The organism is Mesorhizobium sp. M2A.F.Ca.ET.043.02.1.1, assembly GCF_003952405.1.
GTDB lineage: Bacteria > Pseudomonadota > Alphaproteobacteria > Rhizobiales > Rhizobiaceae > Mesorhizobium.
Map to the genome: position 1 here is coordinate 5,165,615 of NZ_CP034445.1, position 25,345 is coordinate 5,190,959.

The following is a 25,345-nucleotide window of genomic DNA, read 5'->3' on the forward strand; positions in this document are numbered from 1 at the left end:
GCGGCCACCTTCTCCCCGAGGGGAGAAGAGATTGGGGTCGGCGCCGACCGTCTCCTCTCCCTTGGGGGAGAGGTCGGATTGCCCCGAATTGCCCTTCGCAATTCGGATCGCAATCCGGGTGAGGGGGCTGGAGCGCCGCCTTATTGCGCACAAAGAAAAAGCCCGCTGCCGGGAGGAGGTGGCAGCGGGCTTGATTTCGAATACGGCACGGGAGGAGGTGTACCGCACTCAGCGCCGGTGTCTGGGAGGAGGAAGACATCCGACAGGTTCATAAATACGAGTTGCCCAACGATTCGGCAATTGCGAAACGTGCATAGCTGCTGTGCAGAATTGCGGGATCAATTATCAGACAAATCCGAATAGGCACCCGCCAGCACCCATTGCCGGCCTACTGCACCGGCACGTTTTCCTTGAAGATCAGCCGCGGCTCGATGAATTTCTTGGTCAGGTAGGGCGCCGAGGAGGCGATCGAGCCGAGCAGGCGGATCACAGACTGTTCGGCGATCAGCCGCGCATTCTGGTCGATGACGACATCGGCGAGGTCATCGACGAGATAGCGCCGTGTCTCCTTGGTCAGGTCGTGGCAGATGAAGACCGGCTTCCTGCGCGGCTTGGCTTCCAGCAACGCCCTGGCGACGCCGGAGCGTCCGCCGCCGACGCAGTAGATGCCGAGCAGATCCGGTTCGTCGTGCAGCGCCTTGATGGTGGCGCGGTAGCTGGCGTCTGGCTCGTCGTTGATCTCGACGGCGCTGGACACGGTGAGATTGGGGAACTCCTCGCTCAGCACCGAGCGGAACCCCATCTCGCGCTCTTCATGGCCGCGATAGGAGCGCGAGCCGACCATCATCGCCAGATGCCCGGTGCGGCCGCCGAGGAAGCGCCCCATCAGCAGCGCCGCTGTGCGGCCCGCCACGCGGTTGTCGATGCCGACATAGGCCGAGCGGGGCGCCGCCGGCACGTCTGAGACCAGCGTGACCAGCCTGATTCCCGCCTCGACCAGCTCGCGCAAGATGTTGCGCGTGCGCGGGTGATCGACGGCGATGACGCCGACGCCATTGGCCTTGAGCGACAGATTCTCCACAGCGCTCTGCAGCGCGCTGGGCGAAATGCCGGCAAGATTGTGGATGCGGCACGACGCGACCAGGGGCAGGCGCGCCGCATAGTCCTCGATGTGATGGGCAAGATCGGCCATGAAGGCGTTGGACCCGATCGGCAGGAAGAATTCGAGATGCGCCGGCTTCGAGGGCAGCACGACCTGGTCGAGTGTCGGCAGATAGCCGAGCTGCTTGGCCGCTTCCATCACGCGCTGCCGGTTGGCGGCGCTCGCGCCCGGACGGTTGTTCAGCACCCTGTCGACGGTCGCGGTCGACAGGCCGCAGCTCCTGGCGATGTCGGCTACGGTGGCTTTCATGGGTCCAGTCATAGGATGGGATGCGAGCCCCTGTCACGCCAAGTCAAAGTCAGCCGAAATCAGCCATGCGAGTCCCGGCCGTCTGAAATCGCATCGCGGATTTCCTTGTCCGACATGCCGGTGATGACGCGCTCGACCTCGGCCACCGTCGTCTTCTTCGGATCGATGTCGTCGGCCACCACCTTGCCCCGGCGCATCACCACGATGCGGTCGACCACCTGGAAGACATGGTGGATGTTATGCGCGATGAAGATGCAGGAATGACCGGAATCGCGGGCGCTGCGCACGAAGCTCAAGACACCTTGCGTCTCGGCGACGCCGAGATTGTTGGTCGGCTCGTCGAGGATGATGAGGTCGCTGTCGAAATGCATGGCGCGCGCGATCGCGACCGCCTGCCGCTCGCCGCCCGACAGCGAGCCGATCGGCGTCGTCGGCGGGATGTTCTTGGTGATGCCGACTTGCCGCAGAAGGTCCCGCGCCACCGCGTTCATCGCCTCCTGGTCCATGCGGTTCAGGAAGCGCGGCGGCTTGATCGGCTCGCGGCCGAGGAACAGGTTGCGCGCGATCGACAGCTGCGTGACCAGCGCCGAGTCCTGGTAGATCGTCTCGATGCCCTCAGCGATTGCGTCGCTGGTGCTGCGGAAATTGACCTTCTTGCCGCGCACGAAGATGTCGCCGCTGGTCAGCGGCACGGCGCCCGACAGCACCTTGATCAATGTCGACTTGCCGGCGCCGTTGTCGCCGAGCAGGCCGACGATCTCCTTTTCGTTGACGTGGAAATTGGCGTCCACCAGCGCCTGCACGCGCCCGTACGACTTGCGGATGTTTGCCATGCGGATCAGAGGCTCGGCCATCGTCTTAAGTCCCTGCCTGGTGCCGGCGTTCGAGCCACGAATGCAGCGCCATCATGCCGAGGATGATCGCGCCGATGAAGATGTTGTAGGCAAGCCCCGGCACCCCGATCAGCACGATGCCGTTGCGCATGACGCGCAGGATCAGGATGCCGAGCACCGTGCCGATGATGGTGCCGCGTCCCCCCGTCAGCGCCGTGCCGCCGATCACCACCATGGCGATGACCTCGAGCTCATAGCCGGTGCCGCTGTTGGGGTTGGCCGCGGAGGTGCGCAGCGACGAGATCACGCCGGCTAGCGAAGCCATCACCGCCGACAGGACGAACAGACCGACCTTGACGCGGTTGACGTTGACGCCGCGGGCGCGCGCCGCATTGGGATTGCCGCCGGCGGCCTGGATCCAGTTGCCGGTCCGGCTCTGCGTCAGCACATAGCCAAGGATGATCGCGGCGCCGATGAACCAGAAAAGCGAGGCGTAGATGCGGAACGGCCCGACATAGAAGTCGCCGACGAGGATATCGGCCAGCCAGCTGCCTTCGGCGCTCCAGGTCCGCTGCGGGAAGCCGTCGGTGACGAAGAGCGCCGTGCCGCGCACGACCAGCAGCATTCCGAGCGTGACCAGGAAGGACGGGATCTTGAGCTGGGTGACGAACCAGCCATTGACCAGCCCGATCAGCGCGGCAACGATTAGCGCGATCAGCAGGCCCACCTCCAGCGAGGTGACGCCGCTGTTGAACAGCGTCCACATCAGCACTGGCGAGAAGCCGAACAGCGAGCCGACGGAAAGGTCGAATTCACCCGATGTCATCAACAGCGTCATCGCCAGCGCGATCAGGCCGAGCTCGACGGTGAAGGCCAGGATGTTGGAGATGTTCTGCGGCGAGAGGAAGTCCGGATTGATGGCCCAGAACACGACCAACTCGACGACGAGCAGGACAAGGGGGCCGAATTCTGACCTGCCGATCAGGCGCTGGACGAAGGAATGATTTTCCACGAGATACCCGTGACATGATTGAAACTGGCCGGATTTCGCGCCGGGTATGGCGGCGGGCGCCGGCGGCGGTAGCATCCAGCGCCGCGCTTCAGGTGCAAAGCGCGGCGCTGGTCAATCGCGCGGGAACTTATTTGCCGGACAGGATCTTGTCGTAGACGCCGGCGGTGTCCTTCTCGTAGAGCGCGCCGGTGATGACATTGAAGCCCGGGGGGATGCCGCTGGCGGCCATGTTGGCGAGCGACAGCGCCACATAGCTGGTCGCCTGCGGGTCCTGCCACTGCGCGGCGTTGACATAGCCGTTCAGCACTTCCTGCGTGGTGTCGAGCGAATTGCCCCAGCCAACGACCGGGATCTCGCCCGCCTTGACGCCGACCTGGTCGAACACCCGCTTGATCGAGCCGGTGACGAGGTCGCCGAGGCCGATGATCGCCTTCACCTTGCCCTTGTGCGCGGTGAGATAGTCGGCCATGCGGCTGATCACTTCGGCCTGGTCGAGCGTGGCCTCGGTGATTTCATAGGTGATGCCGAGCGGCCCGAAGACGCTCTTGATGCCTTCCTCTTCCTGCACGCCATAGGTGGCGCCGGGAACCTCGACCGGCATCCAGACAAAGTCGCCTTTCTTCACAAGGCCCTTGTCGACCAGGTATTGCGCCCAGTGCTTGCCGAAGGTGACGTTGTCGCCGCCGACATAGGCGTTGAAGTTGGCTTTCGGGTCGGGTGTGTTGAAGTTGATGATCGGGATGTTGGCCGCGCGCGCTTCCTTGGCGAGCTCGATCAGGCTGCCCGGATCGGGGCTGGTGGTGACGATGCCGTCGGCCTTGGCCGAGATGGCGGCGCGGATCGCCTCCTGCTGCGAGGCAACGTCGCCATTGTGGAACGACGTGTTGACCTTATTGCCGGTGTCGCTTGCCCATTGCTTGGCGCCGGCAAGGAAGTAGGTCCAGACCGGGTCGGCCGGGCCGCCATGTGAAATCCAGTAGAACGTCTTGGCCTCAGCCATCGCCGGAATGGCGACGAGCGCGATCAAGCCAAGCACGAGCAGTCTTAGCCGCGAAAGCATTCGATTTCCTCCCATGTTGAAACTCTCCCTCTACATCAAGCGCGATGCGGCTCCTCGAACCGCACCTCCTGCCAGCGCCGAGCGGGACGCCCAGAGCATTCCCCTTTTTCGAGCGGTGGCAAGCCTCCGTCACCAATGGATGTTGGGTGAGGCGCGCACGCCATCAGCAATCCCATCAGATTGCATCAGTTCAGGCGCTATTTTCTCGGGCAGGCGGTGCCGTTAGCGCTCGCTCTCTGCGGCGGGCTTGGACAACGTCGCCTCGGTTGGGCGCTAGAGAAGATTGGCCTTTGCCAGGTCGCGCATGAGGTGGCTGGCGCCGTAGGTCCAGTGCGGACAGTCCGGCGACAGGCGCACGCGGTTGGTGAGAGCGCCGAGCTTTTCCGACGAGATGGTGACGATATCGCCGACCTTGTGGGTGAAGCCCTTGCCCTTCTCGCCGCGGTCCTTGGACGGCACGAACATCGTGCCGAGATAAAGCGCCAGCCCGTCCGGATATTGGTGATGCGGCCCCATCGTCGCCTTGACCAGTTCTTCCGGCGAGCGGCTGATTTCCGCCATCGAGCTCGCGCCTTCCAGCGAGAAGCCGTCCTCGCCCTCGACGCTGAGCCGCACCGTGGCTCGCTTGACGTCGGCAATCGAGAAGGTCTCGTCGAACAGCCGGATGAACGGTCCGAGCGAGGCGGAAGCATTGTTGTCCTTGGCCTTGCCGAGCAGCAGCGCCGAGCGCCCCTCGACATCTCGCAGATTGACGTCGTTGCCCAGCGTCGCGCCGACGATGCGGCCCGAGCTGTCGGCTATCATGGCGATCTCCGGCTCGGGATTGTTCCAGGTGGAGACGGGGTGCAGGCCGACATCGGCGCCGAAGCCGACGGACGCCATCGGCTGGCATTTGGTGAAGATCTCGGCGTCCGGGCCGATACCCACCTCCAGATATTGCGACCAGGCCCCGCGCGAGATCAGCTTGGCCTTGATTTCCATCGCTTCCGGCGAGCCGGGTTTCAGCTTCGACAAATCATGGCCGATCAGGCTGGCGATGTCGGCGCGGATGGCGTCGGCCTTTTCCGCCGAGCCGCGCGCCTGCTCCTCGATGACGCGCTCGAGCAGGCTGACCACGAAGGTGACGCCGGAAGCTTTGACCGCCTGCAGGTCGACGGGCGAAAGCAGGATGGGCTTCTTCGTGTCACGCGTGGCCTCGAAGCTGTTCGCCGCGACATCGGCGAGCGCGCCGATCGCTTTGCCCTTGGCCGAACGCACATGGCCAGCAGGATCCTTCAACTCGCAAAGATCGCGCACCGTCGGCGCCGCGCTCGAGGTGATGTCGATCACTTCGCCGTCCCGCACCGTCACCACCAGCGGGTGGGCGGCATCGCTGGTTCTGGCGCGGCCGACGAAAAGTCCATCGGCGGGCAGACGGGTCGGATCGGTCATGGCATCATTCCTCTCGATTGTCGCGCGGCACTTTCCCCGGATTTAGCGCAAACGTCTATCCCGTCGATGCCAAGGTTTATGGGCCATGGCTGTGCTGTCACACAGTCAGGATTTGTCTGGCCTATCGAGCGCTCTTTCAAATTAGTGAAATCGACAATAGGATTTTCACGAAATTTCAGCGCCGAGGTGGTCTTTGCCCGCAGCCTTCTCCGATCCGGTCTGGCAAAAACCCCAAACGGCGCCGGCGTTCCGGTCGGAACTGTCATCCGGCAGCACGCTCGACGCGATCATTGTCGGCGCCGGCATCATGGGACTGTCGACGGCGCTGCATGCCGCGCGCGCGGGCCTTTCTGTTCAGGTGCTGGATGCCGGCGCGATCGGGCAGGGCGCTTCCGGTCTCAATGGCGGCCAGGTCATTCCCGGCCTCAAATACGACCCTGAATGGCTAATCGAGCATTTCGGCAAGGAGCGCGGCGAAGCCCTGGTCGCGTTCGCCGCCTCGACGGCCGATGCCGTGTTCGACGTGATCCGCGACGAGAAGCTGGCCGTGCCGTCCACGCGCAATGGCTGGATCCAGGCCGCGCACACCGAGACAGCGTTGAAGGCCGCCGTCAACCGCGATCGCCAGTGGCGCTCACGCGGCGCCGACGTCAAGCTGCTCGACCACGCCGAGATCGCAGCGATGACCGGCGCCCTGGGTTATCTCGGCGGCTGGCTCGACCGCCGCGCCGGAATCATCGATCCGTTGTCCTATACGCTCGAACTGGCCCGCGTCGCCTCGGCCGCCGGCGCTGGCGTCGCCGAGCAGCAGCGGGTGGTGAAGCTCGCCAAGGAGGCCGGCGTCTGGCGGGTTTCGACGCAAGGCGGCGCCGAACTGCGTGCAAGATCGGTCGTGCTCGCCACCAATGCCTATACGGACAGCCTGCTGCCGGGCCTCGCACAAACAATCGTGCCGCTGCATTCGTTCCAGATCGCTACCGCGCCGCTTCCGGCGGAGCTTGCCGCCAGCATCCTGCCTGGCGGGCAAGCGGTTTCGGATTCCCGTCGCATCTTGGTCTACTACCGCCGGAGTCCCGATGGCCGCATGGTGCTGGGCGGACGCGGCCGCATGGCGCTGCCCTCAAGCGCCGCGGACTGGGCGCATCTCGAACGCGCGCTCACCCGCCTCTATCCTGCGCTTGCCGGCATCGCCATCGAGAAGCGCTGGTTCGGCCGCGTGGCGCTGACGCCGGATCACCTGCCGCATCTGCATGAGCCGGAAAAGGGCCTGCTTGCAGTTGTTGGCTGTCAGGGCAGGGGCGTCGGCCTGATGAGCGCGCTCGGCAGGCGCATGGCAAATTATCTTGCCAGCGGCGATGCCAGGCAATTGCCATTTCCCTTGTCGCCGATCCGGCCGATCCCGTTCCACGCCTTTCGCCAGATCGGTGTTGCCGCGGCAATCACCTGGTATCGGATGCTCGATGCCTTCGAGCGCTGAGCGAAACGCCTGCGGCGCACAAGCGATTCGGCTTGACAGTTTCATGAATATGAAAAAACATTAAGCGATTTCAGAATACCGATGGGCAGCCCAATAGGAAAATGTCGACCATCGTTGCAACAAGGCCCTTGCCGGAAAACCGCATCTCGCCGGTGTTCCGCTTCGCCATGCTGCTGCCGGGCGGATTGGTCACATTCTTCCTCATCCTGTTCGCGCTCGGCCTCGTGGTCTTCCTCGCCTTCAGGGGGAATGACGGCTCGCTGCTCGGCGTTGGCCTGACGGCGCAAAATTTCATTACCGTCGCCACCGATCCGCTCTACTGGACGGTGACGCTGCGCTCGCTGGTCATTGCCGGCCTGGTGACACTGGCGACCGTCGTCACCGCCTATCCGGTCGCCTACTATCTCGCCTTCCATGCCGGCCGCCGCGGCAACCTTTTGCTTTTCCTGGTCACGCTGCCGTTCTGGACCAGCTACCTCTTGCGCGTCTTCGCCTGGAAGATCGTGCTCGCCTATAATGGCGTGCTGAATTCCGCCTTCATCGAGACCGGCCTCTGGAAGGAGCCCACGCTGGCCTTCCTCAACACGCCGGCCGCAGTGGTCGTCACGCTCGCCCACGCCTACGCGCCCTTCGCTATCCTGCCGATCTATGTGGCGCTGGACACGATCCCGAAATCCCTGCTCGAAGCCGCTTCCGATCTCGGCGCGCGACCCTTCACCAGCTTCCGCCGCGTCGTGCTGCCCAATTCCATGCCGGGCGTGCTGGCGGCGGCGCTCGTCGTCTTCGTGCCGACGGTCGGCGACTATGTCACGCCGGCCATGGTGGGCGGCCCGGCCAGCACGATGATCGGCACGCTGATCCAGTCGCAGTTCGGCAAGGCCAATGACTGGCCGTTCGGCGCCGCGCTCTCGGTCTGCGTCATGCTGGTCATCCTGTGCGTGGTGCTCGTCGCGCGCGGCGCCGACCGCCGGTTCGGCAGCCGCACATGAGCGCGCGGGGAGATACCAACGCAGGCGGCGGCTGGCTCGGCCTCTATGTGCTTGCCTATCTCGTCTTCCTCTATTTGCCGGTGCTTTTGATCCCGCTGTTTTCCTTCAACAACTCGATCCAGGCCGCGTTCCCGCTGCAGGGCTTCACGCTTGAATGGTATGAGACGCTTTACGGCAATCCGGCGCTGTCCGGCGCCTTGGCCAACAGCCTGGTCATCGGCGTCATCGCCGCCTGCGGGGCGACGCTCTGCGGCATCACCGTTTCCTATATGGACCTCTACGGCCGCTCGCCGCTGGCGGCGACCATCAGCGCCATCGCCCGGCTGCCGATCCTGATCCCCGGCGTCATCGTCGGCATCTCGCTGTTGATCGTGGTCAACCTCATCGGCCTCGGCCCCTCGCGCGTTTCGATCGTGCTCGGTCATATCCTCGTCGCGCTGCCGACGACGGTCGTGGTCATGCGCAGCCGCTTCGCCGCCATCCCGAAGACGATCCGCGAAGCCGCGCTCGATCTCGGCGCTTCCGACTGGACGACGTTCCGGCGCGTTATGCTGCCGCTCAGCGCGCCCGCCGTGCTGTCGGCCTTCATGCTTTCTTTCCTGATTTCCTTCGACGAGTTCATCGTCGTCTTCTTCCTCGCCGGCACCGAGCCGACGCTGCCGCTCTACATCTGGAGCCAGCTGCGTTTCCCGCGCTCGCTGCCGACCGTGATGGCGCTGGGAACGGTGATCCTCACTGTCTCCCTCATCATCGCCGGCACCGCCGAAATCCTGCGCCATCGCGGCCTCGGCGCCGCGCGCCGCAATCCAGCCTGAAGCACAACAAAGAAGAGGAGAACGAAAATGACAGTACACCTGAAATCGACAACCGGCCGCAAGGCCCTGGCGGGTCTCGCGGCCCTGGCCATGGCGCTGTCGTCGACGGTCGCTTTTGCCGCCGACAAGCTGCAATATTTCACCTGGTCGGGCTACGAACTGCCGGACTTCAACAAGAGCTTCCTCGCCGCGCATCCCGATGGCGTCGAGGCGACGATCTTCGGCGACGACGACGATGCCTTCACCAAGGTCAAGGCCGGCTTCCGGCCCGACATCGCGCATCCCTGCTACGACAAGGTGGCGCGCTGGAACAAGGAGGGCCTGCTGCAGCCGATCGACACCAAGCGCATCAAGAACTGGGATTCGGTCTTCCCGGTGTTCAAGAACCTACCCGATCTGCAGGCGGGCGACGGCAAGGTCTGGATGGTGCCGTGGGACTGGGGCAACACCTCGATCCTCTACCGCACCGATCTGGTGAAGAACCCGGAGGCAAGCTGGAACCTCCTGTGGGACAAGCAATATGCCGGCCGCATGGCGACCATCGACGCGGTGCACGACACGCCGATCGTCGCAGCACTTCTCGCCGGCGTGAACCCCTTCGACATGACGCCGGACCAGATGGACAAGGTGGCGGCAAAACTGCGCGAGCAGCGGCCGCTGCTCTCCAGCTACACCACCGACATGACCTCGGTGGAGCAGGCGCTGGCCAGCGGCCAGCTGGTCGCCGCCATGACCTGGAACGCGTCGGCCACCTCGCTGAAGAAGCAGGGCGTGCCGGTCGAGTTCATGAAGCCGAAGGAGGGCATGCTGACCTGGGCCTGCGGCTTCGTCATGCTCAAGGACGCCAAGAACGTCGATCTCGCCTATGACTTCATCAACAGCCGGCTCGACGCCGACTCCGGCAAGTTCCTGATCCAGTCCTACGGCTATGGCAGCTCGCTCTCGACCGCCTTCGCCGGCGTGTCAAAGGAAGAGCTGGACAAGCTGCAGCTGCCGGCCGATCCGGACGTGATGCTGAAGAGCACGATCTTCACTGGCCCGATGAAGCAGAATGACGATATGGCCAAGATGTTCGAGAAGGTGAAGGCCGGCGGTTGAGCGATCAATTGCCAAAGTTTGCGCTGCCCCTCACCTGCCTGCCGGCATCCTCTCCCCGTATAGTGACGGGGAGAGGGGGGCTGTCACCGGCGGCTTCGCCAATAACCAGCGTCGCAGAACTGGCGCCAGCGTTGCGGCCAGCCCCTTCTCCCCGTCACTATACGGGGAGAAGTGCCCGGCAGGGCGATGAGGGGCGGCGCCGGCGTCTGGCAAGATAAGAACCCGATCATGGAGCCGGCTTGGTCAACTGCCGGCCCGACTGACTGCAACAGGGACGAACGCATGGATGTCTTTGACGAAGCCGCCGAAAGGTGGAAAGACGATGCCGACATCCGCGTCGGCCGGCGCGTGCGGGCGTTGCGCCTCGAGCGCAACCTCTCGCTGGCCGACTTGGCCGCCAAAGCCGGCATCTCCATCGGCGCGCTGAGCCAGATCGAACGCGGCATGTCCTCGCTGCGCGTCAAGGTGATCTGGCCGCTGGCCGCGGCGCTGGACATCGAGCCGTCGGCGCTGATCACCGACGGCAATGAGGCGGTCAACGACCTCTATTGCGTGCGCGCCGACAAGCGTCGGCAGATCCCGGTGAAGTCCGAAGGCATCGCCAAGGCGCTGCTGTCGCCGCCCGCCGCCACGCTCACCGGCATGCTGGTCACGGTCGAGGCCGGCGGCGGTACGGCGGAAGCCTACGCCCATGCCGGCCACGAATTCGGCTTCGTGATGGCGGGCGAGGTCGAGCTGGTGGTGGACGCCACCACCTATGTGCTGAAAGCCGGCGACAGCTTCGCCTTCAAGAGCACGCTGCTGCATGCCTTCCGCAACCCCGGCGCCGAGCGCTGCCAGATCCTCTGGGTCAACACGACCAAGCCGTCCGAGGTGCGCGATGGCGCCTGACGCGCTCGTTCGCCTGCAGAAGGTTTCGAAGGTTTTTCCGGGCGGCATAGTCGGCCTCGACGCCGTCGATCTCGATATCGCTCCGGGTGAGTTCCTGACCCTGCTCGGCCCTTCCGGCTGCGGCAAGACGACGAGCCTGCGCGTCATCGCCGGCTTCGAGAGTCCGTCGAGCGGCAATGTCCTGCTCGAAGGCCGCGACATCACGGGCTTGCGCCCCTTCGACCGGCCGGTGAACACTGTCTTCCAGGACTATGCGCTATTCCCGCATATGGATGTCGCGGCCAATGTCGGCTTCGGCCTGTCGCTGCGCAAAATGTCCGGCGCCGAGCAGGCAAAACGCATCCGCGACGCGCTCGACATGGTTGGCCTCGCCGACAAGCTGCGCGCCCGCGTCTCGGAACTCTCGGGCGGCCAGCGCCAGCGCGTCGCTTTGGCCCGCGCCATCGTCTGCGAGCCGCGCGTGCTCCTTCTCGACGAGCCGTTGTCGGCGCTCGACGCGCATTTGCGCGAGCAGATGCAGGTCGAATTGAAGCGGCTGCAGTCGCGGCTCGGCACCACCTTCGTCATGGTCACGCACGACCAGACCGAGGCGCTTTCGATCTCCGACCGCATCGTCGTCATGAACAAGGGCCGCATCGAGCAGATCGCGCCGCCGGCCACGCTCTACGACCGCCCCGCGACACGCTTCGTCGCTTCCTTCATCGGCACGATGAACTTGTTGCAGTCGCGCTTCCAGGGCCGCGACGGCGAGCGCCTGCGCTTTACCGCTGGCGACCTGCCGCTGGAGGCGACCTCAGACAGCGGCGAGATGCCGGACGCCGGCGACACCCGCACCATCGGCGTGCGCCCGGAAGATCTTCTCGCCGCTTCCGAGGCCGCCGAAGGCACCGCGCCGGCGCGGGTCAGCGGTGTCGTCTTCCACGGCCGCACGCTGCGCCTGCATGCCGAGCTCGGGCAGGGGACTCCGATCGTCATCGATGCTCCGCGCCGCGCCGACGGTTTTCAATTCAGCGTCGGCGACGTGGCGCATGTCAGCCTGCGCCGTGGCGCCAGCTGCCCCATGCTTTCCAGCTGACGGGGAGGGCGCTGGCTCACGAAGCCTTGGCGAACAATCCCTGATAGTCGGACTTGGCCTGCAGCAGGCGCAGGATGTTCTCGCGTGATCCGCGCACATGCGCGCGGGCGCGCTCGCCCGCCAGAGCGACATCGCCGGCGCAGATCGCGTCGACGATGCCGGCATGCTCCTCGCGGGTAAGCTTCCATTCGTCCAGCCACAGAAGCTCGGTCCAGACATATTGCTGGCATTTGTCGAGGATGCCGCAGAGCATGCCATGGAGCATCTCATTGCCGCCGATTTCGGCGATCACCCGATGCAGGTCGATGCCGACCTGCAGCTCCTCGAATTTTTCGCGCGTGCTGCGATCCGGGATCGCCGCCAGCCTTTCGCATTCGGCGAGCATCTCGCGCAATTTCGCCTTGTCGGCGGCGCTCGCGTTGGCCGCGGCCAACTCGGTCGCGCGGCCGTCGAGTAGTTCGCGGATGTCGAAGGCCTCGCGGAACATGGTCAGGTTGAACTCGGCCACGACATAGCCCTGGCGCGGACGGCCGATCACCAGCCCGTCGCGTTCCAGCCGGTTGAAGGCTTCGCGCACCGGCGTGCGGCTGACCTTGAGGCGCTCGGCGATCTCGTTTTCCGTCACGCGGCCGCCCGGCGGGATCTGGCCGGTGATGATCAACGCCTTCAGCTTCTCGAAGACCGAGTCGCGCAGCGTGTTTTTTCTTTCCTTGCTCAAACGTCCGGCCTCCAACGGTCAGTCATGGAATCGCAGTCTAGTGCCTTTTAGCGCCTGCTTGAACAGACCCTGTCGCGGTGCGCGGCCGCTTCGAACTGTCCCGCTTCTCCACCATCAAAAACCTGAAGCCCATGTTGACATCGGCTTCCGTCGAATTACACTCAAAATTGTATACAAATTAGCATACCAAATCAACGATAACGGGAACACCGGTTGGAGAAGCGAAAATGACGAAGAGACTTTTTATTCACGGCCTGGCGATTGCCGGGCTGCTGGCATCGGCCGCCGTTCCGGCGTCGGCCGCCGACACCATCACCGTCGCCTCATGGGGCGGCACCTATCAGGAAGCGCAAACCAAGGCCTTCTTCGATCCGACGGCCAAGGAACTCGGCATCACCATCAAGCAGGACACCACCAACGGCCTCGACGACGTGCGCCTGCAGGTCACCGGCAACGCCGTCAAATGGGATATCACCGAGCTTGGCGCCGACGAATGCGCGCGCGGCTCCAAGGAAGGCCTGTTCGAGAAACTGGACTACAATGTCATCGACAAGACCGGCATCAATCCCAAGCTCGTGCATGACGACTGGGTCGGCATCTCCTACACGTCCGTCGTGCTGATCTACCGGACCGATGTCTTCGGCGACAAAGGCCCGAAGACCTGGGCCGATTTCTGGAACGTCGAGAAATTCCCCGGCCGCCGCGCGCTCTCCGGCAGCCAAGCGACGGAGACGGTGAGCGTCGCCGCTCTCGCCAAGGGCATTCCAATCGACAAGGTCTACCCGGTCGACATCGACGGTGCGCTGCAATCCGGTCGACAAGATCAAGGGTCATATCGATGCCTGGTGGACCTCCGGCGCACAGGCCATGCAGCTCGTCAAGGACGGCGAGGTCGATATGGCCAGCATCTGGAACGGCCGCGCCGGCACACTGAAGAAGAGCGGTGCGCCGGTCAGCTTCTCCTTCGACCAGGGCGTGCTGACCGCCGACTGCATGGTCATCCCGAAGGGCTCGAAGAACAAGGACATCGCCATGAAGGCGCTGGCCAAGTTCGTCAGCCCCGATCTCCAGGCCAACTTGCCGCTCTATGTCGACAACGGCCCGGCCAACGAGAAGGCTTTCGAGACCGGCAAGATCCCGCCCGAGCGCATCAAGGACATCAATTCCTCACCCGAGAACGTCAAGAAGCAGGTGCTGCAGGACCCGGCCTTCTGGCGCGACACCCTCGTCGAGGCGACGGAGAAGTTCAACAACCTGATCCAGCAATGAGGATCGTACCGGAGTGGCGTCCTTGCGGCGCCGCTCCGCATCGTTTCGCAAAAATGATCCGGAGTTGAAGGAGATGCTGTTGTCTCTCGCGCAGTCCGCGCTGCCCATCGGCATAAGCGGGATTGAGAAGCGCTTCGGCGCGGTCTCCATCCTCAGCGATCTCAGCCTCGATGTCGCGGCGGGCGAATTCCTGACGCTGCTCGGGCCGTCCGGCTCGGGAAAGACGACCTTGCTGATGATCCTGGCCGGCTTCGTGCGGGCCAATGCCGGCTCGATCAAGGTCGGAGGCGAGGAGATCATAACCATGCCGCCGCACAAGCGCAACATCGGCATGGTGTTCCAGAACTATGCGCTGTTCCCGCATATGAACGTCTTCCACAACATCGCCTTTCCACTCAAGCAGCGCCGCGTGTCGGCCGCGGAAACAGCTGAACGCGTCGAGAGGGCGCTGGACCTGGTGCAACTGAAGGGCCTCCGCGAGCGCCGTGTCGACCAGCTCTCCGGCGGCCAACGGCAACGTGTGGCCCTGGCCCGCGCCATCGTCTTCGAACCGCGCATCGTCTTGATGGACGAACCGCTGTCGGCGCTCGACAAGAGCCTGCGCGAGCACATGCAGATCGAATTGCGCAACCTGCATCGAAGGTTGGGCATGACGACCGTCTACGTCACGCACGACCAGCGTGAGGCGATCACCATGTCGGACCGCATCGCCGTCATGGATGCCGGGCGCATCGAACAGATCGACCAGCCGGAAGTTCTTTACGCCAGGCCGCGGACGAAGTTCGTCGCCGGCTTCATCGGCGAGTCCAGCTTCATTCCCGTCGAGAGCCGCAATGGCAGCGTCTGGTACGAGGACAGGAAGTTACGGATGAACGATGCGGCGCCATCCACTGGTCGGCATCTGATGGTGGTGCGGCCGGAAAAGCTGCGCCTGGTTGCCGACGTCGGCGAGACCGGCGTCAACCTGCTGCTAGCAACCGTCGGCGACGTCATCTACCAGGGCGACAGCTTCGTCTGCTACGCCACGCTCAAGGACGGCCGGCAGGTGACTCTGCGCGACTATTGCCGCTCCGATGTGCTGGCGAAACTGCCGGCGCCGGGCGAGCCGATCACGCTCGGTATCGATGCCCAGGACGTCGTGCTGGTGGCCGACCAATGAGCCTCGCATCCGCCAGTCTCGGTCATGCCTCCCGACGCGATGGGGCGCTCAATGCCGATGCGCTCAACGCCGACGCGCGATGGGAAGCGCATGGCATGCTCGCGCTGCTGTCGCCCGGGCTCTTCCTGGTCTTCGCCGTCATCATCGTGCCGATCGGCTGGCTGTTCTGGCTTTCGCTGTTCGATGAGAGCGGTCAGCTCAGCGCCGCCAATTACGCGCGCTTCTTCGAGCAGGCATCCTACATCAAGACCTTCGTCACCACCTTCAAGGTGGCCTTCACCGTCACCGGCGCCTGCGTGCTGCTCGGCTATCCCTTGGCCTACATGCTCTCGCAGCTGCCGCGTCGCGCCGCCTCCATCTGCCTGATCTTCGTCATCCTGCCGTTCTGGACCTCGGTGCTGGTGCGCACCTATGCCTGGCTGGTCATCCTGCAGCGCAAGGGACTGGTCAACACGTGGCTGATCGATCTCGGAATCATCTCCCAGCCGCTGCCGCTCGCCAACAATTTCGCCGGCGTCATCATCGGCATGACCCACATCATGCTGCCCTTCCTGGTGCTGCCGCTCTATGCCTCGATGAAGACGATCGACGTCGACTGCCTGCGCGCCGGCATGAATCTCGGCGCGAGCCCCGCCGCCACCTTCCGGCAGATCTTCTTTCCGCTGTCGCTGCCGGGCCTGGCTTCGGGCCTGGTCATCGTCTTCGTGCTCTGCCTCGGCTTCTTCGTCACGCCGGCGCTGATGGGCGGCGGCAAGGTGATCATGTGGGCGATGCGCATGGAGCAGACCACCAGCCTCTATTCCAACTGGGGCGCGGGCGCAGCACTTGGCGTCGTGCTGCTCGCCGTCACGCTGGCGCTGCTCGGCCTTTTCCACTGGCTGCTCGGCACCCGCGCGACCGGGGTCTGGAGCAGGCGATGAGCATGGAAAACGCCCTGCCGATCTCGCATCGGCAACGCCTCTGGCTCTACGCGCTCGGCGGCCTCGTCATGCTGTTCCTGATCGCCCCGTCGGTGATCATCGTCATCATGTCCTTCTCCGGCTCCTCGCTCTTGGAGTTCCCGCCGCAGGAATGGTCGCTGCGCTGGTACGAAAGCTATTTCGGTTCCCTCGAATGGCGCGACGCCACCGTCGTATCGGTCAAGGTAGCGGTGATGACGGCGATCGTCGCGACGCTGCTCGGCACCGCGGCGGCCTACGCCATCAACGCCCGCACGCTCAGGATGACCGGCTTGATCAACGTGCTGCTCACGGCATCGCTGATCATCCCGGTCATCCTGATCGGCATCGGCACGTTCTTCCTCTATGCCCGCATCGGCCTCAACAATACGCTGACCGGCCTCGTCATCGCGCATACGGTGCAGGCGCTGCCGCTGGTCGTGCTGACCGTGCTTTCGGGGCTGCGCTCCTACGACATGAACCAGGAGATGGTGGCGCGCAGCCTCGGCGCCGGCCGCTTCTCCGCCTTCTTCCAGGTGACGATGCCGCAAATAAGATTCTCGATCGTCTCGGGCGCGCTGTTTGCCTTCATCACCTCCTTCGACGAGGTGGTGGTATCGTTGTTCATCTCGGGCGGCGAGACCACGACGCTGACGCGGCGCATGTTCAATGCGCTGCGCGACCAGATCGATCCGACGATCGCCGCCATTTCGACTTGCCTGATCGTGCTATCGATCGTCTTGTTGTCCGCCGCCCAGCTTTTCGGCCGCGGACGTTGATATAGGATACCAGAACCAGCATGCGTGACTTCCAGTTTCCCGGCCGCTCGCCGGTCCGCGCCACCGAGGCGATGGCCGCGACCTCGCATCCGCTTGCCACCCTTGCCGCGATCGACATGCTGCGCGCCGGCGGCAATGCCATGGACGCCGCCGTCTGCGCGGCCGCGGTCCAGGCGGTGGTCGAGCCGCAATCGACGGGCATCGGCGGCGACTGCTTTGTGCTCTATTGCCCGAAGGGGCAGGGCGAGGTGATCGCCTTCAACGGCTCTGGCCGCGCACCCGCCGCCGCGACCGTCGACTGGTATCGGGACAAGGGCTTCAGCGAACTGCCGCTGCACGGTCCGCACGCGGTCACCGTTCCAGGCGCCGTCGATGCCTGGTGCCGGCTGCTGGAGGACCACGGCCGCCGGGGTTTGGCCGATGCGCTCGCTCCGGCCATTCACTATGCGGAAGAAGGCTATGTCGTGCACGACCGTGTCGCCTTCGACTGGGAAGATCCCGAGACCGACCTGTCGGCCGACGAGGTGGCGACGCGCATCTTCCTGCCCGGCGGCAGGCCCCCGAAGGCGGGGGACATCCATCGCCAGCCGGAGCTGGCGGAGACGTTGCGCATCATCGCGAAAAAGGGCCGCACCGGTTTCTATCAAGGCGCTGTCGCGGACGATCTGGTCGGACGCCTTCGTGCGCTTGGCGGCCTGCATACGCTGGAAGACTTCGCCGCGACCAAGGGCGATTACCGCACCCCGGTCAGCACCTCCTATCGCGGTCACGACATCCACCAGATGCCGCCCAACAACCAGGGCCTGACCGCGCTTCTGATGCTGAACGTGCTTTCGGGCTTCGACCTCGGCAAGCTCGATCCCGAGGGTGCCGAGCGTCTGCATCTTGAGATCGAGGCGGGGCGCCTGGCCTATCAGGATCGCGATGCGTTTTTCGCCGACCAGGATCATGTCGATGTGCCGGTCCAGGCGCTACTTTCCGGCGCCTATGCCGACAGCTTGCGCGCCGCGATCGATTCCGAGCGCGCCATGACCCATCTGCCGCGTCTCGATCTTCCCGGCAGCGACACGGTCTATATCAGCGTCGTCGACCGCGACCGCAACGCGGTCAGCTTCATCAACTCGACCTATTATTCCTTCGGCAGCGGCGTCGTCGGCCCGAAGACCGGCGTCGTGTTGCAGAACCGTGGTTCCAGCTTCCGCCTCGATCCGAAGCACCCGAACGCGATAGCGCCAGGCAAGCGGCCGATGCACACGATCATGCCGGGTATGATGACGAGGAACGGCCGCGCTATGATGCCGTTCGGCGTCATGGGCGGCGGCTACCAGCCTTTCGGCCATGTGCATCTCGTGACCAACATGATCGACTTCGGCATGGACCCGCAGCAGGCGATCGACGCGGCCCGCGTCTTCTACAACCACGACGTCGTCGAGGCCGAGCGCAGCGTGCATCCCGATGCCGTTGAAGGCCTGCGCCGGCGTGGTCATCGTGTCGTGGAGCCCGATCACCCGCTGGGCGGCGGACAGGCGGTGCTGATCGACTGGGAAAAGGGCACGCTGACCGGCGCGTCCGATCCGCGCAAGGACGGCCTGGCGCTCGGATATTGAGCAGCGCTGGACATCGGCCGATCGTTCGAAACATAGTCTGGAACCATGACAAACAGCGAAAACGCCACCGATCTCGCCCATCGTCTTGCCTCCGGCGCCGATGACGCGCCGGCCATCGCCGCGCCCGAACGGACGGCCCTCTCGCATGGCGGATTGCGCAAGCTGATCCGCGATACGGTGGCGCGGCTCAACGCGCTGGGCATCGGCCGTGGCGACCGCGTCGCCATCGTGCTGCCGAACGGCCCGGAAATGGCGACGGCCTTCATCGCTGTGGCGGCGGCCGCGTCCACCGCGCCGCTCAATCCGGCCTACCGGGCCGACGAGCTCGATTTCTACCTGACCGACATCGGCGTCAAGGCGATCCTCGTCGGCAAGGATGAGGCAGGTCCCTCGGTCGAGGTCGCCGCGCGCCTCGGCACCCCGGTGCTGCGTTTGGTCGTGCCTGAAGGCTCGCCCGCCGGTATCTTCACGATCGAGGGCGCTCCGGTCGGGCCACCGGTTTCCTCAGGATCGGCCGAGGACGGCGACGTTGCGCTTCTGCTCCACACCTCCGGCACCACCTCGCGCCCGAAACTCGTGCCGCTCAGCCACGCCAACCTTGCGGCGTCGGCCGCGCATATCGGCGCCACGCTCGGCCTGACGCCGGCCGACCGCTGCCTCAACATCATGCCGCTGTTTCACATCCATGGCCTGATCGCCGCGGTGCTTTCCTCGCTCGCCGCCGGCGGCAGTGTCTTCTGCACGCCGGGTTTCAACGCGCTGCGGTTCTTCCAGTGGCTCAGCGAAGCGAGGCCAAGCTGGTACACGGCGGTGCCCACCATGCATCAGGCGATCCTGCCGCGCGCCGCGCGCAATCCGGAGCAGCTTGCCGAGGCGAAGCTGCGCTTCATCCGCTCGTCGTCGGCTTCGCTTCCGGCGCAAGTGATGGCCGAACTCGAAGCGACCTTCGGCTGCCCGGTGATCGAATCCTACGGCATGACCGAGGCCGCGCATCAGATGGCGTCCAACCGCTTGCCGCCCGGCCTGCGCAAGCCCGGCAGCGTCGGCGCGTCGGCCGGACCGGAAGTCGCCGTCATGGCGCCGGATGGGCGATTGCTCAAACCCGGCGAGATCGGCGAGATCGTCATTCGCGGCCCGAATGTCACCGCCGGCTACGAGAAGAACCCGGACGCCAATGCCAGCGCCTTCGCCCATGGCTGGTTCCACACCGGCGACCAGGGCGTGCTCGACGAGGACAACTACCTGCGCGTCACCGGCCGGCTGAAGGAGATCATCAATCGCGGCGGCGAGAAGATCTCGCCGCTCGAGGTCGACGACGTGCTGATGGACCATCCGGCGGTGGCGCAGGTGGTCACCTTCGCCATGCCGCATGACAAGCTGGGCGAAGAGGTGGCGTCCGCCGTCGTGCTGCGCGAGGGCCAGAGCGCCAGCGAGGCCGACATTCGCGGTTTCGCCGCGACCCGGCTCGCCGATTTCAAGGTGCCGCGCAAGGTGGTGATCCTCGACGAGATTCCGAAGGGCGCCACCGGCAAGCTGCAGCGCATCGGCCTCGCGGCAAAGCTCGGGCTCGGCTGATGCGCATCACTGTCTTCGGCGCCGGCGCCATCGGCGGCTATCTTGCCGCGAAGCTCGCGATCGCCGGTCAAGTCGATCTGTCGATCGTGGCGCGCGGCGCGCATCTGGAGGCGATCAAGGCCGATGGCCTTCGCCTGATCGAGGACGGCAACGAGACAGTCGCGCGGGTGAGGGCTGCCTCCCGTGCGGAAGAACTTGGCGTGCAGGATTATGTCGTGCTGGCGCTGAAGGCGCATTCGCTGGCGCCGGCCCTTGACCGGATAGCACCGTTGCTGGGCAAGGGCACCGCCGTCGTCACCATGCAGAACGGCGTCCCCTGGTGGTATTTCCACAAGGCGGGCGGCGCGCTGGAGGGCACGCGGCTCGGCGCTGTCGATCCCGGTGGCGAGATCTGGCAGCGCATCAGGCCCGAGCGCGTCATCGGCTCCGTCGTCTATCCGGCCGTCGAGGTCGACGCGCCCGGCCTGATCCGCCATGTCGAGGGCACGCGCTTCTCGCTGGGCGAGCCGTCGGGCGAGAAGAGCGAGCGGGCCACCGCCTTGGCGCGCGAAATGGTCAAGGCCGGGCTGCAGGCCCCGGTGCGCGAGGACATCCGCTCTGAGATCTGGGTGAAGCTCTGGGGCAATCTCTCCTTCAACCCGATCTCGGCGCTGACCGGCAGCACGCTGGCGGCCATCGTCGCCGACGAAGGCACGCGTGCGGTCGCCCGCGCCTTGATGCTGGAGGCGCAGGCGATCGGCGAGCGCATCGGCGTGCGCTTTCCCGTCTCCGTCGACCGTCGCATCAAGGGCGCCGGCGATGTCGGCGAGCACAAGACCTCGATGCTGCAGGACCTCGAGCGCGGCCGCCCGATGGAGATCGACGCGCTGGTCACGGCGGTGCAGGAACTCGGCCGCCTGACCGGCCAGCCGACGCCCACCATCGACAGCGTGCTGGCTCTGGTGCGGCGGCTGGCGATCGAGCGCGGGTGTTATTAGAGGAACGCCGGTCCTGAAGCTCCGTCACTCCGATAGCTCTAACTGCCACAATGAACAAAAATAGAACAAAAGGGTTTTGCTTGAATTGACTCCGCGAGGAACACTTTCCTATTTCGTAGGGCATGCCGGAGCCGAGCAGCAGATCCCGACGCGTCGTTCAGACGCTAAGCCGTGCCCATGAAATCGGGCAGTTAATCCGCGTCCGGTGCATCAACTGCAACATCACCCATCACTACCTCCCCGGAGATCTCCTCAAGCTCATGGGGGACATTCCGTTCTGGGACGTCGAGCGGCACATGCGGTGCGAGCGCTGCAAGCGGCGGGAGTTCGACGTGGACATTTTGCTGCCCAGCGCCGTCCAGGGCGTGAAGATACGCGTGAGGCGCCTTGTGGGGGTGCGTATGGTGCGGCGGGTGATCTGGCGAGACGAAAAAGATTGATAGATCATCTCCTCGCCGGGTCAGAGCCGGGTCAAAGTAATGACATTTGGCCACCCGCCGCATCCCCGGCATTTGGGAACTTGATTTGTGTGGCCGGCTTCTCGACGATCACCAAGGCATCGTCGGGGGCTGTCCGCTGCATGTGCCGCGCTTCGGACCACGGCGCGGTTAGCCACATGTCCACCTCCTCGCGCGTAGTCAGGATCACCGGCATGGCCTTATCGTGGATGGGCGCTATGAGGGCGTTCGGCTTGGTCGTAAGGAAGCCGTAAAGCTCGAAGTCTCCAGCCCCGTCCTTGACCCTGCGGACCCCCTGCCAGCGCGTCCACATGCCAGCGAAGAAAAACAGCGGACGGTCCCCGCTTCGCGCAAACCAGTAGTTCCGCTGTATGCCCGTCTCAGGGTCCTTGTCGTTGGGCGTGGGGCTGGGCTCCGCGAAGCTTGTAACGGGCACCACACAGCGGTTCTCCACGCCAACGTATTGCTGCCAATGGGCGTACTGCGGATTGCGGATGTTGGTGGTCCCGTAGTCCGCCTTGCCCTTCACCCGCTCTGCCGGCGTTGGCATGCCCCAGAGCAGCTTGGCAAGCTCACGCTGGCCATCGGGGGCATTGCGAACCACTGCGCCGGGCATGTTGGGATAGACGTCCAGCGAGGGCTCAAGGTTGCCCATGATGTCCCGCATGGCGCGGGTCCACTCGCGGATGGCGTCCTGGCTTGTGGTGATGTTGTAGAGGTTGCACATGCCATAGGATGCCCCAGCGATCGCTCGTAATCCAGAAACAAAAAATGGCCGACGGACCTCTACTGGTCCGTCGAACATGCCTGCATCTCGAACTCTCCAACGCTGAATCGTTGACCTCTTGGCACGGCATCGTGATCCTGACACGAATTGTCACCTGCCGAGCGACGCACCGCTGGCAGGCGAACGATCGGTTCCTACTTGATGTCTGGTCCAAACCCGGGAGGAAATCATGACCACTGCGGAAATTGCCAAGGATTTCACCGAGCTCCTCAAACAGGGCGACAGCCACAGCGCCGCCGCGAAATACAATGCCGACGACATCGTCAGCTACGAAGCCATGGAAGGGCCGATGGCCGTCTGCAACGGCAAGGAAGCCGTCAAGCAGAAGAGTGAATGGTGGGAAGCCAATCACGAGGTTCACGGCGGTTCGGTCGAGGGTCCCTATGTCAATGGCGACCAGTTCGCCTTGCGCTTCAGCTTCGACGTGACGCCCAAATCCACAGGCGAACGCGTCAAGATGGATGAGGTCGGCCTCTACACGGTCAAGAACGGCAAGATCAGCGAAGAGCGGTTCTACTACTGAGGCCGGATATTGCACGCGGCGGCCGGGCTCCGGCCGCTGCCCAGGCAAGCTTCAAATCGTCTACGCAAGTTGGTCGGCCGTTTTGTCCCAGTGGCCGAAACCATCAAAATGCGGGCCACCGCAAAGCGCTGGCAAAGCTTGCAGGGCCGGCCTAGGGTTTTGTCGGATTCGAAACCTCCATCCGACAGAGGCCCGCCTTGACCATCACCATGTATGGCATCACCACCTGCGACACGATCAGAAAGGCGCGCGTCTGGCTGGAAAGCCATGGCGTGCCCTATCGTTTCCACGACTACCGGGCAGAGGGGATCGAGGCTGACAGACTGAACGGCTGGGTCGGCAAAGTCGGCTGGGAAAAGCTGCTCAACATGGGCAGCACCACGTTTCGCGAGCTGCCGGAGAAGGACAAGGCCGGGCTGGACGAGAAGAAGGCAAAGAAGCTGATGCTCGCCAAGCCGACGATGATCAAGCGGCCGGTGCTCGAGGTGGGGGAACGGATTTTGGTGGGGTTCAAGCCGGATGCTTATGAGGAGGCGGTCGGCGGAAAGTAGGCTCGACTACTTAGGCAGCGTTCCTTCGCCCCCCTCTCTGTCCTGCCGGACATCTCCCCCTCAAGGGGGGGGAGATTAGCCGTCACGCCGGCTTTCGCTAATCGCAGGCGTTGCAAGACAAGCGCCTCGCCAAAGCTGCCAATCGCAGACGTTGCAGGACGAGCGCCGTCGCCAAAGCTGCCAATCTCCCCCTTGAGGGGGAGATGTCCGGCAGGACAGAGAGGGGGGCGAAGGAACTCGACCTCTCAACAATTAGCTTGGGCTTCCAAATACCCCGCCAGCGCCACCGCGTTGTTGTGCGCCTCGTCATGCGCGCCATAGAGCAGCGTCACCTTGCCCCCGCGCAACAGACCACGCAGTTGCGCCACCGCCTCGCCATTCGCGTCGAGCTCCGCCCGATACCGCTTCTGGAACTCCGCCCAGCGCTCCGGCTCGTGCCCGAACCATTTGCGCAGCTCGTCGCTCGGCGCGATCTCCTTCAGCCAGAGCGTTAGCGCGGCGTCTTTCTTGGCGATGCCGCGCGGCCAGATGCGGTCGACCAGCACCCGCCGGCCGTCCGCTTTCTCGGGCGCCTCGTAAATGCGCTTCACCGCGACGTCGAAGGCCATCACACCTCCGCAGGCGATACCTGTTATGCCCACTCGCCCTTGCGCATCACCGGCACGCGGTTGCCGTCCTTGGCCACCCCGTCGATGTCGATCTTGTCGGAGCCGATCATCCAGTCGATGTGGATGAAGCTCTTGTTGCCGCCGCGCGCGGCGATCTCGTCCTGGCTGAGCGAGGCGCCGTTGACGAAGCATTTCGAATAGCACTGTCCGAGCGCGATGTGGCAGGCGGCGTTCTCGTCGAACAGCGTGTTGAAGAACAGAAGTCCGCTCTTCGAGATTGGCGAGGAATGCGGCACCAGCGCTACCTCGCCCAAGCGGCGCGCGCCCTCGTCGGTGTCGAGCACCTTCTTCAGCACGTCCTCGCCCTTAGAGGCCTTGGCCTCGACGATCCGCCCGCCCTCGAAGCGCACCGAGATCTCGTCGATCAGCGTGCCCTGGTAGGAGAGCGGCTTGGTCGAGGAGACATGACCCTCGACGCGCCTGGCATGCGGCGTGGTGAAGACCTCCTCGGTCGGGATATTGGGATTGCAGGTGACGCCGTTCTTCGCCGTCGAGGCGCCGCCCATCCATTCATGGCCATCCGCCAGCCCGACGGTGAGATCCGTGCCCGGCCCGGTGAAATGCAGGGAATGGAAATTGTGCTCGTTCAGCCATTTCGTGCGCTCGGCCAGCGCGGCGTTATGCGCCTTCCAGTTGCCGATCGGATCCTCGACATCGACCCGCGAGGCGGAGAAGATGGCGTCGGCGAGCTTCACCACCGCGACGTCGTCCGGCTCGCCCGGAAACACTTGGCGAGCCCAGGCGAGATCGGGATAGGCGACGATGTTCCAGTTGATGTCGAAGCCGGTGATCTTCTCCAGCGCCGGCTGGTAGGCCATCGAGTTCGCCTTGTTGGCGCGCGCGACCTTGGCCGGATCCTGCGAAGAAAGCAGCGACGGGTCCTCGCCGCGTACCGCGAGCCGCGCGGCATTGTTCGAGAAGGCCTTCGCCATGCCCTCATAGAGCCAGCCGGCGGCGCGGTCGAACCCGGCATCGGCGCCGTAGCGGAAGCGCGCCAGCGTGATCTCGTCATCGTTGAAGATCGGCGTCACCAGTCCGGCGCCAGCCTTGTAGGCATGCTCGACAATGCGTCGCGTCAGCGGCAGCGCCGCGATCGACGAAGTCAGCACCAGATCCTGACCGGGCTGCAGCTGCAGCCCGACCTTGATGGCGACTTCGGCCAGCCTGTCGAGCTTCACCGGGTCGATGCTTGCCGAAACGCCGCGCGAATGTGTGGTCATGATCCTGCCTGCCGTTGTGTTGGG

24 protein-coding genes and 1 pseudogene are annotated in these 25,345 nt (G+C 64.6%); 16 read left to right on the forward strand and 9 right to left on the reverse strand.

Going from position 1 to position 25,345, the window contains the following annotated elements; genetic code table 11:
• Nucleotides 1-388: 388 nt before the first annotated feature.
• From EJ068_RS24420 to EJ068_RS24440, 5 genes are all read right to left on the reverse strand, one after another.
• Nucleotides 389-1,411, reverse strand: coding sequence for a LacI family DNA-binding transcriptional regulator (locus tag EJ068_RS24420; protein WP_126078644.1), 1,023 nt, complete (start codon nucleotides 1,409-1,411; stop codon nucleotides 389-391).
• A gap of 59 nt (nucleotides 1,412-1,470) precedes the next feature.
• Nucleotides 1,471-2,265, reverse strand: a complete 795-nt coding sequence (locus EJ068_RS24425) for an ATP-binding cassette domain-containing protein (protein ID WP_127883513.1) — start codon at nucleotides 2,263-2,265, stop codon at nucleotides 1,471-1,473.
• 4 nt (nucleotides 2,266-2,269) lie between these two features.
• Nucleotides 2,270-3,256, reverse strand: coding sequence for an ABC transporter permease (locus tag EJ068_RS24430; RefSeq protein ID WP_126078642.1), 987 nt, complete (start codon nucleotides 3,254-3,256; stop codon nucleotides 2,270-2,272).
• A 127-nt stretch (nucleotides 3,257-3,383) separates the two neighbouring features.
• Nucleotides 3,384-4,316, reverse strand: a complete 933-nt coding sequence (locus EJ068_RS24435; protein WP_127250330.1) for a substrate-binding domain-containing protein — start codon at nucleotides 4,314-4,316, stop codon at nucleotides 3,384-3,386.
• A 273-nt stretch (nucleotides 4,317-4,589) separates the two neighbouring features.
• The gene (locus EJ068_RS24440) at nucleotides 4,590-5,747 is read right to left on the reverse strand and encodes a fumarylacetoacetate hydrolase family protein (protein ID WP_128315349.1); all 1,158 of its coding nucleotides are present in this window, start codon (nucleotides 5,745-5,747) and stop codon (nucleotides 4,590-4,592) included.
• A gap of 193 nt (nucleotides 5,748-5,940) precedes the next feature.
• On the opposite strand from EJ068_RS24440, the gene EJ068_RS24445 reads away from it, so the two are divergent.
• From EJ068_RS24445 to EJ068_RS24475, 6 genes are all read left to right on the forward strand, one after another.
• A complete protein-coding gene (locus EJ068_RS24445) occupies nucleotides 5,941-7,224 on the forward strand; it encodes an FAD-dependent oxidoreductase (protein WP_127250332.1) in 1,284 nt (427 codons plus the stop codon).
• Between the two features lie 101 nt (nucleotides 7,225-7,325).
• On the forward strand, nucleotides 7,326-8,213 hold the full coding sequence (locus EJ068_RS24450) for an ABC transporter permease (protein ID WP_127386105.1): 888 nt from the start codon (nucleotides 7,326-7,328) through the stop codon (nucleotides 8,211-8,213).
• Entirely contained in the window at nucleotides 8,210-9,028 is an 819-nt protein-coding gene (locus EJ068_RS24455) for an ABC transporter permease (RefSeq protein ID WP_129554909.1), read from the forward strand. The genes EJ068_RS24450 and EJ068_RS24455 overlap by 4 nt, the downstream gene beginning before the upstream one ends.
• A 27-nt stretch (nucleotides 9,029-9,055) precedes the next feature.
• A complete protein-coding gene (locus tag EJ068_RS24460; protein ID WP_127253310.1) occupies nucleotides 9,056-10,126 on the forward strand; it encodes an ABC transporter substrate-binding protein in 1,071 nt (356 codons plus the stop codon).
• A 282-nt stretch (nucleotides 10,127-10,408) separates the two neighbouring features.
• Nucleotides 10,409-11,017 carry a cupin domain-containing protein gene (locus EJ068_RS24470; RefSeq protein ID WP_127253312.1) on the forward strand — a complete coding sequence of 203 codons (609 nt, stop codon included), beginning with the start codon at nucleotides 10,409-10,411 and terminating at the stop codon, nucleotides 11,015-11,017.
• Nucleotides 11,007-12,092 carry an ABC transporter ATP-binding protein gene (locus tag EJ068_RS24475; RefSeq protein WP_127253314.1) on the forward strand — a complete coding sequence of 362 codons (1,086 nt, stop codon included), beginning with the start codon at nucleotides 11,007-11,009 and terminating at the stop codon, nucleotides 12,090-12,092. The genes EJ068_RS24470 and EJ068_RS24475 overlap by 11 nt, the downstream gene beginning before the upstream one ends.
• 16 nt (nucleotides 12,093-12,108) lie before the next feature.
• Here the strand turns inward: EJ068_RS24475 and EJ068_RS24480 are convergent, their stop codons facing one another.
• Nucleotides 12,109-12,810: a GntR family transcriptional regulator gene (locus EJ068_RS24480; RefSeq protein ID WP_189342202.1), complete on the reverse strand. Its 702-nt coding sequence runs from the start codon at nucleotides 12,808-12,810 to the stop codon at nucleotides 12,109-12,111.
• A gap of 227 nt (nucleotides 12,811-13,037) precedes the next feature.
• Between EJ068_RS24480 and EJ068_RS33715 the strand changes: the two are divergent.
• The 8 genes and pseudogenes from EJ068_RS33715 to EJ068_RS24515 all read left to right on the forward strand — a co-directional run.
• Nucleotides 13,038-13,529 (forward strand): annotated as a pseudogene (locus EJ068_RS33715) (extracellular solute-binding protein); the annotation flags it as partial.
• A gap of 79 nt (nucleotides 13,530-13,608) precedes the next feature.
• Complete coding sequence (locus EJ068_RS33720) at nucleotides 13,609-14,079, forward strand: extracellular solute-binding protein (protein WP_281058998.1); 471 nt, start codon at nucleotides 13,609-13,611, stop codon at nucleotides 14,077-14,079.
• A gap of 79 nt (nucleotides 14,080-14,158) precedes the next feature.
• Entirely contained in the window at nucleotides 14,159-15,238 is a 1,080-nt protein-coding gene (locus EJ068_RS24490) for an ABC transporter ATP-binding protein (protein ID WP_129554910.1), read from the forward strand.
• Complete coding sequence (locus EJ068_RS24495; RefSeq protein WP_126078631.1) at nucleotides 15,235-16,158, forward strand: ABC transporter permease; 924 nt, start codon at nucleotides 15,235-15,237, stop codon at nucleotides 16,156-16,158. Before EJ068_RS24490 ends, EJ068_RS24495 begins: the two co-directional genes overlap by 4 nt.
• Nucleotides 16,155-16,955 carry an ABC transporter permease gene (locus EJ068_RS24500; RefSeq protein WP_127253320.1) on the forward strand — a complete coding sequence of 267 codons (801 nt, stop codon included), beginning with the start codon at nucleotides 16,155-16,157 and terminating at the stop codon, nucleotides 16,953-16,955. The genes EJ068_RS24495 and EJ068_RS24500 overlap by 4 nt, the downstream gene beginning before the upstream one ends.
• 20 nt (nucleotides 16,956-16,975) lie before the next feature.
• Nucleotides 16,976-18,562 (forward strand): gamma-glutamyltransferase, encoded by a 1,587-nt coding sequence (gene ggt / locus EJ068_RS24505; RefSeq protein ID WP_127386106.1) that lies wholly within the window; start codon nucleotides 16,976-16,978, stop codon nucleotides 18,560-18,562.
• 45 nt (nucleotides 18,563-18,607) lie between these two features.
• Nucleotides 18,608-20,137 (forward strand): acyl--CoA ligase, encoded by a 1,530-nt coding sequence (locus EJ068_RS24510; RefSeq protein WP_127253033.1) that lies wholly within the window; start codon nucleotides 18,608-18,610, stop codon nucleotides 20,135-20,137.
• Nucleotides 20,137-21,114, forward strand: coding sequence for a 2-dehydropantoate 2-reductase (locus tag EJ068_RS24515; protein WP_127253035.1), 978 nt, complete (start codon nucleotides 20,137-20,139; stop codon nucleotides 21,112-21,114). Before EJ068_RS24510 ends, EJ068_RS24515 begins: the two co-directional genes overlap by 1 nt.
• 471 nt (nucleotides 21,115-21,585) lie before the next feature.
• Here EJ068_RS24515 and EJ068_RS24525 read toward each other — a convergent pair whose 3' ends face one another.
• Complete coding sequence (locus EJ068_RS24525) at nucleotides 21,586-22,299, reverse strand: SOS response-associated peptidase (protein ID WP_126083491.1); 714 nt, start codon at nucleotides 22,297-22,299, stop codon at nucleotides 21,586-21,588.
• A gap of 229 nt (nucleotides 22,300-22,528) precedes the next feature.
• Between EJ068_RS24525 and EJ068_RS24530 the strand changes: the two genes are divergently transcribed.
• Together EJ068_RS24530 and EJ068_RS24535 are read left to right on the forward strand one after the other, a co-directional pair.
• Complete coding sequence (locus EJ068_RS24530) at nucleotides 22,529-22,882, forward strand: SnoaL-like domain-containing protein (protein WP_126062289.1); 354 nt, start codon at nucleotides 22,529-22,531, stop codon at nucleotides 22,880-22,882.
• A gap of 197 nt (nucleotides 22,883-23,079) precedes the next feature.
• Nucleotides 23,080-23,433: an ArsC family reductase gene (locus tag EJ068_RS24535; protein ID WP_127253037.1), complete on the forward strand. Its 354-nt coding sequence runs from the start codon at nucleotides 23,080-23,082 to the stop codon at nucleotides 23,431-23,433.
• Nucleotides 23,434-23,678: 245 nt separating this feature from the next.
• On the opposite strand, the gene EJ068_RS24545 is transcribed toward EJ068_RS24535, so the two are convergent.
• Both EJ068_RS24545 and EJ068_RS24550 read right to left on the reverse strand, forming a co-directional pair.
• On the reverse strand, nucleotides 23,679-24,041 hold the full coding sequence (locus tag EJ068_RS24545; protein WP_127253039.1) for a DUF488 domain-containing protein: 363 nt from the start codon (nucleotides 24,039-24,041) through the stop codon (nucleotides 23,679-23,681).
• Between the two features lie 23 nt (nucleotides 24,042-24,064).
• Nucleotides 24,065-25,321, reverse strand: coding sequence for an aminopeptidase (locus tag EJ068_RS24550; RefSeq protein WP_127253041.1), 1,257 nt, complete (start codon nucleotides 25,319-25,321; stop codon nucleotides 24,065-24,067).
• Nucleotides 25,322-25,345 lie beyond the last annotated feature (24 nt).